This is a genomic window from Vibrio tubiashii (genome assembly GCF_028551255.1).
Lineage (GTDB): Bacteria > Pseudomonadota > Gammaproteobacteria > Enterobacterales > Vibrionaceae > Vibrio > Vibrio tubiashii_B.
On the sequence record NZ_CP117029.1, the window covers coordinates 1088989 to 1103364 of the forward strand.

Genomic DNA, 14376 nt, shown 5'->3' on the forward strand with positions numbered 1-14376 from the left:
GGGCATTTTTATTTAGTGGTAATCGCTTGGTTTCGAAACTGTTTTGGCGAGTAACCACTCCATCTGCGAAACGCATGGCGGAAATTGGCACTGTCAGAAAAACCTATCCGCTCGGAAATTTCTTCAATGTTTAAGCCTGTTGAAACAAGGTAGTGTTTAGCCAGATGAAAACGAACGTGGTCGAGGAGTTGTTGGTAGCTTGTTTGTTCAGCTTTTAGGTGTCGCCTTAGTGTTCGAGATGACATACCGAGCTGGGTTGAAAGCGTTTCGATGGAGGGGTAGTTGCCCGGACTTTCGACAAACATCTGAGTAATCTTCTCTTTTAAGCTTGGTGTGCTGCTGACTTTCGCTAACATCTCATCGCAAGACTTCAAACACATCTGTAGTGTCATGGCATTCGCTGATGGTAGCGGGTCGTGCAAGCTACTCGCGTCAAACTCCCATTCTAGCTCTTGGCAATCGAATTCGATTTGGCAGCGAAACAGTTCGTTGTAGGCGTCGCCATATTCTGGTTTAGGGTATGGGAATTTAAGCACATAAGAAGGAAAGGGCTGCTGCATGACTTCTTCACACAGGTTTTGAATTGCGGCAAACCAATACTCACAGCAAAAAGGCAGCAGTGAATCGAGGTCGATCAGTTGCTCGGCGCGAAAGTAACCGCGATCTTGTTCAATCCACATTTTCTTTCTCAGCACGGGGCCGGCAAGGCGTAGATATTTGAAACCAAGCAATAAAGCGTCGAGTAAAGTGCTGCTGCTAAAGGCGGCATAACCCAGAACACCAAAGTCACTGAAACGCGCCTGTTGACCGACTTTTAAGCCCAGATCGGGCTCGTTGGATAGGCTCACTGCATTACTGAAAATGATCAACTTTTGGGCGAGGGTGATATGTGTTTCAGGGCAATAAAGCTCGGCAAGCGATATACCACTTCCTTCAAGCAGTTCCTCGACCGGGATCTGGTTTTCTAGATATCTTGTCAGTAGTTGCACGTCAAGAATACCAAATGCCTGCATGTCGGGTTCATAAACCGCGCTATACTCCATTTCCCTTCCTTAATGTGATGCGAGTTTCATGCTTATTTATAGCGCAATGATTTGACTAGGTCTGTTATTCGTGTCCGAATTTCACCGATTTATGTCTTTCTCACACCTGTGCATGATGTTAATGAAATGTTGTAATGAGCCATTGAGATAAGCGAGGTACCTCAGATGAACATGATGACAACCAATTTAGCCGAGCAAGAGACACAGCACTGCGATAGTCCGGAAGGTGAACTGACAGCTTGGTTTAATGAACTTCAACTGGGATACAAAAAAGAACCGCTACCAAGTTTAGCGGTAAGAAAACAGCGTTTAAAAGCCCTTAAGAAACAGCTTTCACGCTACCAAGATGTGTTAGCGGACGCGATGAGTGAAGACTTTGGCGGACGCAGTCATACCGAATCGATTATGGCGGATGTTCTCGCGCCGATACTGGATATTAATCATGTATTAAGTCATATCGGCAAGTGGATGAAGCCTAGCAGGCGTCCAACGGAATGGTTATTCAAAGGTAATAAGCTAGAGGTGAGATACCAGCCAAAAGGTGTGGTGGGGATTATCTGCCCTTGGAATTTCCCAATTTATCTCTCTGTTGGCCCATTGATTACCGCGCTCGCGGCAGGCAACCGTTGCATGATTAAAATGCCGCCGAACTGTCCTGCAACCACTAAAGTGCTTACTCAGCTTCTTAGTGAGATCTATTCAACCAACATCGTCCGTATTGTCGAGGGTAATCACCCTCAAGCGATGGAAATTTCGAACCTTCCGTTCAATCATCTCATTTTTACTGGTTCACCTAAGAGCGGCAAAGTCATCATGGCGAACGCGGCAGCGAACCTAACTCCGGTTACTTTGGAGCTAGGTGGCAAGTCTCCTGTTGTTGTTTTTGATGATTACGATATCGAGCAGGCAGCACAGCGTATCGCTCATGGTAAAGGGTTCAACTCTGGGCAGATCTGTATTGCACCTGACTATGCCTTTGTGCCCGAAGAGAAAGTTGACCAGCTTGTCGCTGCGGTGTCCCATGCGCACAAAGAAATGTACACCACTATTGAAGGAAATCATGACTATACCTCGCTGGTTGATGATGCTCAGACGCAACGCTTCCATGAGTTGCTAGATGACGCCCGTGAAAAGGGGGCGGTTATTACTCAGTGCTTAGAGGATGGGGAAGGGCGTAAAACACCTTTGTATATTGCTACCCAATTAACCCCAGAGATGCGCATCTGCCAAGAAGAGATTTTTGGCCCACTTCTTCCTGTGCATGGCTACCAGAACATAGAACAAGTCATTGATTATATTACGCAGCGTCCAAGACCTCTGGCTTGCTATTTGTTTAGTCATGACCAGCAACAGCGTGAAATCTTGCTTACTCGAACCCATAGCGGTGGCGTGACGATCAATGATTGGGGATGGCATGTACTGAATCACTCGGTACCATTTGGCGGAGTGGGCAACTCTGGCATGGGTAACTATCACGGTGAAGAAGGGTTCAGAGAGCTTAGCCATGCGCGCAGTGTATTTCAGATGCGTAAGTGGTTTCCAATTGAGTTGTTTGCGCCCCCATACGGCAATCCCATTCAAAAATTGGCGGTTCGATTTTTCGTTGGTAAACCGGACCCTACATTAAAAAATCAAACTAAGTAACATCGATAAGTTGGCTAACTAGCTAGAGGAGAACATGGATGCATAACCTTGCTGTCAACCTAGAGCGCAGTGCTGCGCTGTTTCCAAATAAACGTGCTTTACAAATGGGCGCACAGTCGCTGAGCTACCAAGAGTTTGATCAGCTCTCCAGTAAAGTCGCTTTCCAATTGAAACAGCTTGGGCTTGAAACTGGAGATAAAGTGGCGCTTTCGTGTCCTAACATTATCTACTTCCCAATCGCATACTATGGAATTTTAAAAGCGGGTTGTGTGGTTGTTCCTCTCAATGTGCTGTTCAAATCACGAGAAGTGGCATATCACCTACAAGATTCTGATGCCAAAGCTTACTTGTGTTTTGAAGGCACCCCAGAACTTCCCATTGGTGAATATGGTCGAGCCGGTTTTGAACAGGTGGAGTCTTGTTTGCATTTTGTGCCAATGGCAGCGACCAACCAAAGCAGCGGAGACAACTTTAATCACTGGCTGCAAAGCGAAGCCACTGAGTTCGAGTCAGTTTGCCGTGATGGAGATGATACGGCTGTCATTTTGTATACCTCAGGAACAACAGGACAGCCAAAGGGCGCTGAACTGTCTCATACCAATATGATGACTAATGCCATGTCATCGCAATACCTGCTTCGATTAGAGCATGGTGACACCACTATGTTAACCCTGCCACTGTTCCATAGTTTCGGGCAAACCGTGATGATGAATGCGGCGGTATTGACGGGTGCGGATATGGTGCTGATCCCAAGATTTGAACCAAAATCAGTGCTAGAGGAAATCGTCGAGCATGGTGTCACTATCTTTGCTGGGGTACCAACCATGTATATCGCCCTACTCAAAGCAGGAGAGCAGTTACCAGAGCATTGTGAACAAGTTAAAAACAGCTTGCGACTCAGTGCCTCAGGTGGGGCCTCTTTACCGGTAGAAGTGTTGCGCCAGTTTGAATCACGATTTGAGGTGCCAATTTTGGAAGGGTATGGGCTGTCTGAAACAGCGCCTGTGGCTACCTTTAACCATTTAGATAGTGAACGCTTACCCGGTAGTGTCGGCCAGCCTCTTTGTGGGCATATGGTTAAGATAGTCGATAGCCTAGGTCAGAAACTCGCGACAGGAGAACTGGGTGAGATTTGCATTAAGAGCCCAAGCGTGATGAAAGGCTACTACCAAAGACCTCAAGCGACCGAAGAAGCGCTAAAAGACGGCTGGTTCTTCTCTGGTGATATTGGCCGACTTGATGAGCACGGTAATCTGTTCATTGTCGATCGAGTCAAAGATATGATCATTCGTGGTGGTTACAATGTCTACCCACGTGAAATTGAAGAAGTGCTCATGTGTCACCCTGAGGTTGAAATGGTCGCCGTTGTTGGTGAGCAGGATGATGTTTTAGGTGAGGAGATTCATGCTCACGTCGTTTTACGCGACAGTTCCGATGTTCGTGGAGAACAACTGGTCGCTTGGGCAAAAGAGCAGTTAGCAGATTACAAGTATCCGCGCCGAGTCTTTGTCCGAGCTTCGTTACCAATGACGGCAACAGGAAAGATTCTTAAACGCGAACTTCACCCACTTAGTGTCGAGGAACTGGTGGATGGACAGTTATGATTTCATTATTGTTGGTGGCGGCTCCGCGGGTTGCGTACTAGCAGCTCGTCTGTCCGAAGACCCCAATACCAGTGTTTGCCTGTTGGAAGCTGGTGGTAAAGACACCAGCCCCTTTATCCATACTCCGGTTGGTATGGTTGCCATGATGCCGACAAAATACAATAACTGGGGATTCGAAACAGTAGCGCAGCCGGGGCTCAATGGACGCAAAGGTTATCAGCCACGGGGAAAAACATTGGGTGGTTCTAGCTCAATTAACGCCATGATGTATGCCCGTGGACACCGCTATGACTATGATTTGTGGGCAAGCTTAGGCAACGAAGGCTGGAGCTATGATGAGTGTTTACCTTACTTCAAAAAAGCCGAACATAACGAAGTCCATAATGATGAGTTTCATGGTCAAGGTGGACCGCTGAATGTTGCTGATCTGCGTTGTCCAAGTGAGATGCTAGAGAAGTATCTACAGGCTTGTGAGTCGGTCGGTGTGCCGCGTAACAAAGACATCAACGGCTCAGATCAGCTTGGCGCGATGGCCACCCAAGTGACTCAACTCAATGGTGAGCGTTGTAGTGCCGCCAAAGCCTACCTTACTCCCAATCTATCTCGCCCCAATCTGACGGTAGTGACTAAAGCCACGACACATAAAGTCTTGTTTCGCGATAAGCGTGCGATTGGGGTGGAGTATGGCTTAGCGGGAAAACGATTCCAGATTAGGTGCCGCAAAGAAGTGATCCTTTCGGCTGGCGCATTTGGTTCGCCACAACTCCTATTGCTTTCCGGTGTGGGTCCGAAGCAAGAGTTGGACAAACACGGTATTTATCAGGTTCATGAGCTATCTGGTGTCGGTGAGAACTTGCAGGATCATATTGACCTGATTCATTCCTACAAATGCAGTGCAAAGAAGTCGACGTTTGGTATATCACTTCAAATGGCCGCGGAGATGAGCAAGGCGCTTCCTGAATGGCGGCGTCATCGGAGCGGAAAACTAACCAGCAATTATGCTGAGGGAATAGGGTTCTTTTGTTCTGATGATGATGTGAAAATTCCGGATGTTGAATTTGTTTTCGTTGTCGCTGTGGTTGACGACCATGCTAGGAAAATCCACTTAAGTCATGGATTCAGTAGCCATATCACCTTGCTGCGGCCTAAGAGCAAAGGCACGGTGAAACTAAGAAGCGCAGACCCGTACGACTCTCCGCGAATTGATCCCGCGTTTTTTAGTCACCCTGATGATATGCCTGTCATGATTAAGGCGTGGAAAAAACAGCATCAAATGTTAGAAAGCGAGGCGTTTGATGATGTTCGAGGAGACAACTTCTATCCTGTCGATGCAATTGATGATAAGGCGATAGAGCAAGATATTCGTAATCGCGCTGACACTCAATATCATCCCGTCGGGACCTGTAAAATGGGGACAGAGCAAGACCCACTCGCTGTGGTAGACAATCAACTTTGTGTGTACGGATTAGAGGGCTTAAGAGTGGTTGATGCCTCAGTTATGCCCACTTTAATCGGTGGAAACACCAATGCACCGACGATAATGATTGCCGAAAAAGTGGCGGATAAAATTAAGTTAAAATACGGCTTGTGCAAGGAGCATACTGGCGAGTGTTTGGCTTAATCGTTGAACTAAGGCGATTAAAAAACCCGCTTGTCGCGGGTTTTTGTTATTAGAGGTTTAGCTAGTCACTTCTTTGGCGAAGATACCAAATTGCCTCGCCGCATAAGCGACACGTTCAGCAGGTTTTGGATATTCGATACCCAGACCTAAGTTTTCAATGTGATGAAGCCTTGGCAACAAACCAGCGCCATTAGCAATTTGAATTGCCAGACCCGGACGAGCATTGAGTTCAAGTACCATTGGCCCTTCTTCTTTATCGAGCACCATATCGGTACCCATATAACCAAGACCTGTCATTTCCCAAGCGCTAGAGGCCAAAGTTAATAAGCGTTCCCAGTGTGGGACTTGAAGTGTAGCAAGCTCTTTGCCAGTGTCTGGATGGTGGGTGATCGGTTGGTCAAACTGAACCGCTCTAACCGCGCGTCCTGTTGCGATATCAATACCGACACCCACTGCGCCTTGGTGCAAGTTAGCCTTGCCGTCTGAAGCGGCAGTAGAACAACGCATCATCGCCATCACAGGGTAGCCTTTGAAAACAATGATACGCACGTCTGGTACACCTTCATAACTAAAGCCGTCAAAACAGTCGTCAAACTTGATTAAGTTTTCAACCACGGCTACGTCATTTTTACCACCAAGCGAAAAAAGCCCGGCCAGTGCGTTACTGATATGGCGTTCGACATCTTCTTGATTAATCGTCGCGCCAGAAGGTTTGGTATAAACGCCATCTTTGTGTGATGTGATTACCAGAATACCTTTACCACCACTCCCTTGAGCAGGCTTGATAACAAAACCCGGCCAATCTTTAACCATCTTATGAATGGTTTTTACTTCAACTTGGCTACTGATCACGCCTATCAATTCTGGTGTGGTCGCGCCATGTTGTTGGGCAATGATCTTAGTTTTGAGCTTATCATCAACCAGTGGGTACTTTGAGCGGTCATTATACCGCCCAATGTAACTGTGGTTGCGCTGGTTCATCCCCATAATCCCTTTATGGTGAAGCTTACCAGGGGTTGTAAATTGCGAGGTAAAACGTGAAAACATGTTTAGTCCTCCGCAAGTGGTTTAAAGCGACGAAGCTCAGTTAGGCGATAACCTGTGTAAGTACCTAATAGTAGAATGCCACCTAAGACAATCAACTGTAGGCCAATAAAGTTAAACGTAAGGTGCTGAATGAATGGGTTTGTCATTGCGAGATAAACCAATACAGCGGTAAGCAGTGATCCGCCACCTTGAAGCACCACTTCTTTCGCCCCTTCTTCTTCCCAAAGAATCGACATACGCTCAATCGTCCAAGAAAGAATGATCATAGGGAAGAAGGTAATCGATAGACCTTCAGTCAGGCCAATCTTGAACGCAACAACGGTAAAGACCGAGATGATCATAATTACCGTGATAATTACTGCTGAGATCCTCGCCACGAGCAACAAGTTAAGCTTGGAGAGATAACTACGAATAACTAAGCCTGTGCCGACAATCAGTAGGAAGCCGACAATACCTGTGACTAGTTGTGTCTGTACAAACGCGACAGCAATAAGGACTGGCATGAAGGTACCAGAGGTTTTCAAGCCAATAATTACTCGTAAGAAAACAACGATAAGCGCACCAATCGGAATAAGCATGATGGTTTTAAACATGGCTTGTTCTTCAAGTGGCAGGCTATGGATTGAGAAGTTAAGTAGCCCGTCAGCTTCTACTTTATCTTGAGTTGCTTGTGATGGTGTCACATCTTGCGCAATCATTGAGAAATGCACTTGGCTGTTTTGACCGCCGATCAAATCAAGCAGTGACACGTTAGATTCATCCCAAACAAGGATATTCTCTTTGATCACTTGGTTAGCGTTATTCGGATTAAATAAGATCCAGTTTTCACCATTCCAAACTTGGTTCATTTGCTGAATTGTTTGGCGACGACGACCATCTTCCAGCTCGATAACACCCACCACCTTGCTCGGGATTTTCGCGTAAGCAAGGATCTTATCGACGGCATCAACTTTCGACATACGGTTGAGAATCAGAGAAGCGTTTTGACTGTCTGAGTCATTGAGCGATTTAATCAGCTCACGTGTGAAAGTGATATCGTCAGCAGAACGTTCGTTCGCACGCTCAATGAGAGCGATTGCAGCAGCTTCAACAGGGCCATCGAACGTAGGAGGGTTAATCTCGTCGTTCGGTGCGATAGGCTCAACATTTGCTTGAGGGTCAACAAGGAATTGAGTTTTGTAGTAGATGGTTTGTGGTCCCGTCGCATTGCGGATAGACCATTCCGCTCGGCGTCCAGTGTCTGTTTGAATATAAGAGACACCGTAACCTGGCGAAGAAGAAGATTCATTAATCAGGGTAAAACCAGTTTGGGTGTGAGGTGCTGCCAAAGAGGCTTTTACTGGTTTGCCTTGGCCAGTAAACTCGATACGCGCTTCGATATCCCAAACTTGTCGAGTTTCACCTGGTGTCCATGGAACACCGTAGTTTTGGTGACGAAAGATGCTTAAAGCAATACCAGCTGCAATGATTAACGCAACTGATATATAAAAAGGAATTTTGGACGTCATAAGCCTACGCTACCTTATTGTTTCTGAGGAACTTCCGTGTGTATGTATTTTTTACTTACATCAACCACTGCGATATCACGGATAAACTCGCGACCTAAGAGTACAGGATGACTCATTTGCGAGCGATCTGCCAAGGTAAATTGCGCTTTTTCATGGATTTTTCCGAGTTTGACCCACAATTCAACAACCGCGCGACGTTCGACTTCTTCGTTCGTTGACTGACGGATTTTTACAAAGCGTAGGATTGGTGCTTCGATCCAGTTTGTGTCGTTGAGTTCTTTCTCTCCATCAGAGAGGTGGAAACGAACCCAATTTTTGCCATTGCGCTCAAATTGCTCGATATCAACAGCGTTGAGTGAAGACGTTGCCGCGCCTGTATCGACTCGGGCATCAAAAGACTGTTTGATTGAGTCAATCGTGACTTTCTCAACTTCACCTAACACGATTTCATGACTTGGTGTCGCTTCAACAGGTGCAGCAGCAGGGATGACAACTGGGTCTGGCTTTTTACGCACTTCTTCTAATGCTTCTGATTTGAATGCCGCGAGTTTTTTCTCAAGTTCATGAACTTGGTCTTCGAGACTTTCTATATAGTCAGACTGATTACTTAACTGTAAGTTTAGGTTTGTATATTGGTTGGTTAGATTTGTTTCTGAAGCTTGAATGGCGGCTAACGTTTCTTGGTGGTATTGCTCACTATTTGTAAGCGTACAACCAGACAGCAACATAAGTGCCACGATAGGGGTAAATCTTGTCAACATTGATAAACCTGAAAGTAATTAAAACAATAGATAAATAAGAAGTTTAGCGTAATAAATTTGTCACAAACAAGCAGCGAATTGTGTCAGATTCTCAATAAAACGATTTAAAGAGGATTAACGCTTAAAAAAACAAGGATGCGATGCATCCTTGGTATTGTATTGGGGATTGCGTGTCCGCGAAATGATTTCCCGCGTGAGTTGAGTTAACTCTCTGTCAATTCGCGACTATTTTATGGCTTAGTTGCTACTAATATCGCTCGGCGAGGAGCAGGGTGACCTTCGACTGTTTTTGTCGGGTCGTTCGGGTCTAAGTAGTCAGGCAGTGAATTGTGTGTCATCCACTCAGTTGTTCGTTGTTCACCTGTGGTTGTCACGTTCTCATCCACAATGTGCACATTTTCAAAGCCAACATTTTCTAGCCAGACTTTGAGTGCTTTCGCTGATGGGAAGAAGTAGACGTTGCGCATTTGAGCATAGCGGTCCACTGGAACAAGTACTGAAGTTTCATCACCTTCAATGACCAGTGTTTCAAGTACCAGTTCACCACCAGAAACCAACTGGTTCTTCAGTTGGATAAGATGATCAAGCGGTGAACAGCGGTGATAAAGCACACCCATGCTAAATACAGTATCAAACGCTTCGAGCTTAGGTAGTTGCTCGATGCCAAGTGGTAACAAGTGTGCACGCTGGTCGCCACCCATTAATTTACGAATGGCTTCGAATTGGATCAGAAACAGGTGTGAAGGATCAATGCCAACAGTCAGTCGAGCACCTTCACCTAGCATGCGCCACATGTGGTAGCCATTACCACAGCCAACATCCAACACGCTGCGATTTTTGAGTGGAGAGATATGAGGTAACACTCGATCCCACTTCCAGTCACTGCGCCACTCAGTATCAATATGAATACCATGAACCGTGTATGGGCCTTTACGCCAAGGGTGGAAAGTGCGCAGTAGACTTTCGAGCTTTTTTAGTTCGCCGCTATGAAAAGGGGTATCGTTAGCCAGTACAACCGCATTTTTAATATCGATTTGGTCTGGATGGCCTTCTGGGATTTTATTAAGCGCTTTTAGCCAGCGACCAAAATCACCATGTTCTGCGTTTTGCCAATCTGTTAGCTGTTGAGGTAAGACATTCAGCCAAGGTTGAAGACGTGTGTCTGAGGCAATTAACTGATAAAAATTGGCAAAGTTAAACATAGTTTTTCACTGATTTTGTGGTGTAAAAGTCAAGTTTGTCATTCCCTACAGTGAGGGACGAACGTGATAGGGAATCTCGGTTTTTATCTTTTTTGATAAGAGATCCCCAACTCGCTCGTTCCTCTCTCTTGAGGATGACGTCCTAATGAGAGCAAGCCGCGTGTGCTTCTCGCTATTTTATCGCGAACATCGAACCAAAGTTAAAGCACTGGAACCAGACATCGTAGCTGCTAAAGCCGATTTTAGCGAAGCGCTCTTTGTGCTCTTTTTTCGAGTCTGGGCGCATCACATTCTCAATCGCGCTACGCTTTTGGCTGATTTCTAGCTCGCTATAGCCGTTGGCACGTTTAAAGTCGTGATGTAAATCGATCAGCAGCTCATTCGATACCTGATCTTCAAAAACAAACTTCTCTGAAAGAATCAAGATCCCACCAGGGCGAAGACCTGCGTAGATCTTTTCGAGCAAGGTGTAGCGATCTTCTGGTGATAGGAACTGAAGCGTAAAGTTAAGTACGACCACAGAAGCATTGTCGATTTCGATATCGCGAATGTCTGCTTCAACCACATCAACAGGCGTATCGCTACGATAAGCGTTAACGTGTAGCTTGCATCGCTCAACCATCGCTGAAGAGTTATCAACGGCGATAATCTGACAGCCTTCTTGATTGATGTGACGACGCATAGAAAGAGTCGCCGCCCCAAGAGAACAGCCTAAGTCATAGATATTGGAATGCGGCTTTACAAAGCGTTCAGCCAGCATGCCGATAGCAGAAATAATATTGCTGTAGCCGGGTACTGAGCGTTGAATCATGTCTGGAAAAACTTCCGCAACACGTTCGTCGAAGGTGAAATCCCCAATTTTATCGATTGGAGCCGAAAAAATAGTATCTGGATTGCTCTTAGGGTTCATAACTCAGTTCTCTCAACGTGAGAGGCCGTGCTCTCAAGTCTACAGCCATTAAAAAGGCGCGTATTTTATGTGAATTTCGCGCCTCTGTCATGTATTGAGCATAGATGGACTAAAACATCTGTATCTGTGTGTTGCCATCTACCGCAGGAAAGTCATTTAAGTCGGGCAGTTTTACCTTTTCTTGCAACTGTTTATAGAGATGAGCGGCGAGTTCGGGCGCGACGATATTATCCGCTGTATGAATCATCACATAAGGCTGTTTACCTTGTTCGATCCACTGAGGAATTTTACTCAGCCAAGGGGTAAAGAAGTCATAGTTTTTCTCTTCCTGAGGATGGCCGATAAAGCGAATCATAGGGTTGTCTGACGTTGCAATGGCATGAACGGGCACTTTTGGTTTCTTTTGCTGGGCGTCGATAATGGCTTCATTGTCTGGCTTAGCAGCAAAGACAGGGCGACTGTCCATGATGATGCGATCGTACCCTTGCTCAATGAGCCAAGCATTGAGCGCTTTTTCAGCATCGCCTTTAGCAAAAAAAGCGGGATGACGAACTTCAATACCAATAGGGTAGTGAGGTGGAAACAGAGTACAAAATTGTTTGAGGCTTTCTAGGTGTTCAGGACCAAAGGCAGCAGGCAGTTGTATTGTCCACTGACCGATACGCTCATGCAGTGGCTCCATAATCGCCATAAAGCTTTTTAGCTCAGCCTGACAACCACGCAGCATTTGTTGGTGGGTGATGCTTTGCGGCAGTTTGAAGGTAAAACGAAAATCATCATGCGTTGCCGCTCGCCAGTTGTTGACCGTGACACTGTTTGGTGTGGCGTAAAAGGTCGTGTTTCCTTCTACCGTATGAAAAACACTGGCGTATTTTTCCAATCTTTCATTTGGCTTGGTGCCACTGCCATAAAAGCTCTGTTGCCAATTGTTGTGTGACCACATAGTGAGTCCGAGTCTGATGGGTAAACTGTCCATATTCGCTGCTACATTCTCTAGTTTGAATCGGTTGAATGAGAGTTTTGCCGAACCACCCAGATTAGGGCTATAATCAGCGCCAATTTTTTCATATTGCTGCTGTTTTACGCCTTTGTTGGTTTAAAAAGCATCAATAGATGATAAATCGCAATAAATTGTACGCTAGGTAGTCGATCTCGACCCACTTTCAGCGTATAAATGGAACTTTGCTCTATCGGTAAACTTAACACCGATAGATAGTAATCAACAAATTTTAAGAGATTGGGAAATTCATTATGCGTACCCATTACTGTGGTCACCTGAACAAGTCCCTTGCAGGACAAACTGTAGAACTTTGCGGCTGGGTTAACCGTCGTCGTGATTTAGGCGGTCTTATTTTTATCGATATGCGAGATCGTGAAGGCGTTGTTCAGGTTGTTGTCGATCCAGATATGGCTGATGCGTACGAAGTGGCTAACACGCTGCGTAATGAATTCTGTATCAAGCTAACTGGTGAAGTACGTGTTCGCCCAGATAGCCAAGTAAACAAAGATATGGCAACGGGTGAAGTTGAGATCATCGCTAAAGGTCTTGAGATCATCAACCGCGCAGATGTTCTACCACTAGACTTCAACCAGAAAAACTCTGAAGAGCAGCGTCTAAAGTATCGTTACCTAGACTTGCGTCGCCCTGAAATGAGCGATCGCATCAAGCTGCGTGCTAAAGCTTCTAGCTTTGTTCGTCGTTTCCTAGATGACAATGGTTTCCTAGACATTGAAACGCCAGTACTGACTAAAGCGACGCCAGAAGGCGCACGTGACTACTTGGTGCCAAGCCGTGTTCACAAAGGTAGCTTCTACGCACTTCCACAGTCTCCGCAGCTATTCAAACAGCTGCTAATGATGTCTGGTTTTGACCGTTACTACCAAATCGTTAAGTGTTTCCGTGATGAAGACTTACGTGCTGACCGTCAGCCAGAATTCACTCAGATCGATATCGAAACGTCATTCATGACGGCTGACGAAGTTCGTGCAACCACTGAGAAAATGGTTCGCGATATGTGGCAAGAGCTACTAAACGTAGACCTAGGTGATTTCCCAGTAATGCCATTCTCTGAAGCGATCCGTCGTTTCGGTAGCGATAAGCCAGACCTACGTAACCCACTAGAGCTCGTTGATGTTGCCGATCTAGTAAAAGACGTAGAATTCAAAGTATTCTCAGGCCCTGCAAACGATGAAAAAGGTCGTGTTGCAGTCATTCGCGTACCAGGTGGTGCTAAGCTAACTCGTAAGCAAATTGACAGCTACGGTGAGTTCGTAGGTATCTATGGAGCGAAAGGTCTAGCTTGGATGAAGGTTAACGACCGCGCAGCTGGCATGGAAGGTATCCAATCTCCAGTGGCTAAATTCCTAAGTGAAGATGTTATCAACGGCATCCTAGATCGCACTCAAGCTGAGTCAGGCGACATCATTCTATTCGGCGCAGACAAAGCAAACACAGTTGCGGAAGCAATGGGTGCGCTACGTCTGAAACTAGGTAAAGATCTAGAGCTAACAGATGAAAACGCATGGGCACCGCTATGGGTTGTTGACTTCCCAATGTTCGAAGAAGATGACGAAGGCAACCTGCACGCGATGCACCACCCATTCACATCACCTCTAGGCGTGAATGCAGAAGAGCTAAAAGCAAACCCAGCAGCAGCGAACTCAAACGCATACGACATGGTTCTAAACGGCTATGAAGTTGGTGGTGGTTCAGTTCGTATCCACAATGCAGAGATGCAAGCAGCCGTGTTCGATATTCTAGGTATCGATGCAGAAGAGCAGCAGCTTAAGTTTGGTTTCCTGCTGGATGCACTGAAGTTTGGTACGCCTCCTCACGCAGGTCTAGCATTCGGTCTTGACCGTCTAGTGATGCTGCTATGTGGTACAGAGAACATCCGTGATGTTATCGCGTTCCCTAAAACAACCGCGGCGGCGTGTCTACTAACAGACGCACCAAGTGTTGCTAACCCAGCGGCGCTTGAAGAGCTAGCGATTGCAGTGAAAGCAGCAGAGAAGAAAGAAGATTAATTCTTACTT

Annotated in this window: 11 protein-coding genes; 4 read left to right on the plus strand and 7 right to left on the minus strand. The window is 46.1% G+C overall.

The window, feature by feature from the left end; all coding sequences use genetic code 11:
• Nucleotides 1–8: 8 nt before the first annotated feature.
• Nucleotides 9–1043, minus strand: coding sequence for an AraC family transcriptional regulator (locus LYZ37_RS04950; protein ID WP_272786734.1), 1035 nt, complete (start codon nt 1041–1043; stop codon nt 9–11).
• Nucleotides 1044–1217: 174 nt separating this feature from the next.
• Here LYZ37_RS04950 and LYZ37_RS04955 point away from each other — a divergent pair, with 174 nt between their 5' ends.
• The 3 genes from LYZ37_RS04955 to LYZ37_RS04965 are packed head-to-tail and all read left to right on the plus strand — an operon-like array spanning nt 1218 to nt 5912.
• On the plus strand, nt 1218–2687 hold the full coding sequence (locus LYZ37_RS04955) for a coniferyl aldehyde dehydrogenase (RefSeq protein ID WP_420794627.1): 1470 nt from the start codon (nt 1218–1220) through the stop codon (nt 2685–2687).
• A 38-nt stretch (nt 2688–2725) separates the two neighbouring features.
• Complete coding sequence (locus LYZ37_RS04960) at nt 2726–4291, plus strand: long-chain-fatty-acid--CoA ligase (RefSeq protein ID WP_272786736.1); 1566 nt, start codon at nt 2726–2728, stop codon at nt 4289–4291.
• The gene (locus LYZ37_RS04965) at nt 4278–5912 is read left to right on the plus strand and encodes a GMC family oxidoreductase (RefSeq protein ID WP_272786737.1); all 1635 of its coding nucleotides are present in this window, start codon (nt 4278–4280) and stop codon (nt 5910–5912) included. The genes LYZ37_RS04960 and LYZ37_RS04965 overlap by 14 nt, the downstream gene beginning before the upstream one ends.
• A 57-nt stretch (nt 5913–5969) precedes the next feature.
• Here LYZ37_RS04965 and LYZ37_RS04970 read toward each other — a convergent pair whose 3' ends face one another.
• The 6 genes from LYZ37_RS04970 to LYZ37_RS04995 form a co-directional block, all read right to left on the minus strand.
• Nucleotides 5970–6959: an alpha-L-glutamate ligase-like protein gene (locus LYZ37_RS04970; RefSeq protein ID WP_004744325.1), complete on the minus strand. Its 990-nt coding sequence runs from the start codon at nt 6957–6959 to the stop codon at nt 5970–5972.
• A gap of 2 nt (nt 6960–6961) precedes the next feature.
• On the minus strand, nt 6962–8467 hold the full coding sequence (locus LYZ37_RS04975; protein WP_272786738.1) for an inactive transglutaminase family protein: 1506 nt from the start codon (nt 8465–8467) through the stop codon (nt 6962–6964).
• A gap of 14 nt (nt 8468–8481) precedes the next feature.
• On the minus strand, nt 8482–9228 hold the full coding sequence (locus LYZ37_RS04980; protein ID WP_272786739.1) for an ATP-dependent zinc protease family protein: 747 nt from the start codon (nt 9226–9228) through the stop codon (nt 8482–8484).
• A gap of 230 nt (nt 9229–9458) precedes the next feature.
• Nucleotides 9459–10430 carry a tRNA 5-methoxyuridine(34)/uridine 5-oxyacetic acid(34) synthase CmoB gene (gene cmoB, locus LYZ37_RS04985; RefSeq protein WP_272786740.1) on the minus strand — a complete coding sequence of 324 codons (972 nt, stop codon included), beginning with the start codon at nt 10428–10430 and terminating at the stop codon, nt 9459–9461.
• 172 nt (nt 10431–10602) lie between these two features.
• Complete coding sequence (gene cmoA, locus LYZ37_RS04990) at nt 10603–11340, minus strand: carboxy-S-adenosyl-L-methionine synthase CmoA (protein ID WP_004744321.1); 738 nt, start codon at nt 11338–11340, stop codon at nt 10603–10605.
• Between the two features lie 109 nt (nt 11341–11449).
• A complete protein-coding gene (locus LYZ37_RS04995; protein ID WP_272786741.1) occupies nt 11450–12316 on the minus strand; it encodes a DUF72 domain-containing protein in 867 nt (288 codons plus the stop codon).
• A 275-nt stretch (nt 12317–12591) separates the two neighbouring features.
• On the opposite strand from LYZ37_RS04995, the gene aspS reads away from it, so the two are divergent.
• A complete protein-coding gene (gene aspS, locus LYZ37_RS05000) occupies nt 12592–14367 on the plus strand; it encodes an aspartate--tRNA ligase (protein WP_272786742.1) in 1776 nt (591 codons plus the stop codon).
• Nucleotides 14368–14376: the final 9 nt, after the last annotated feature.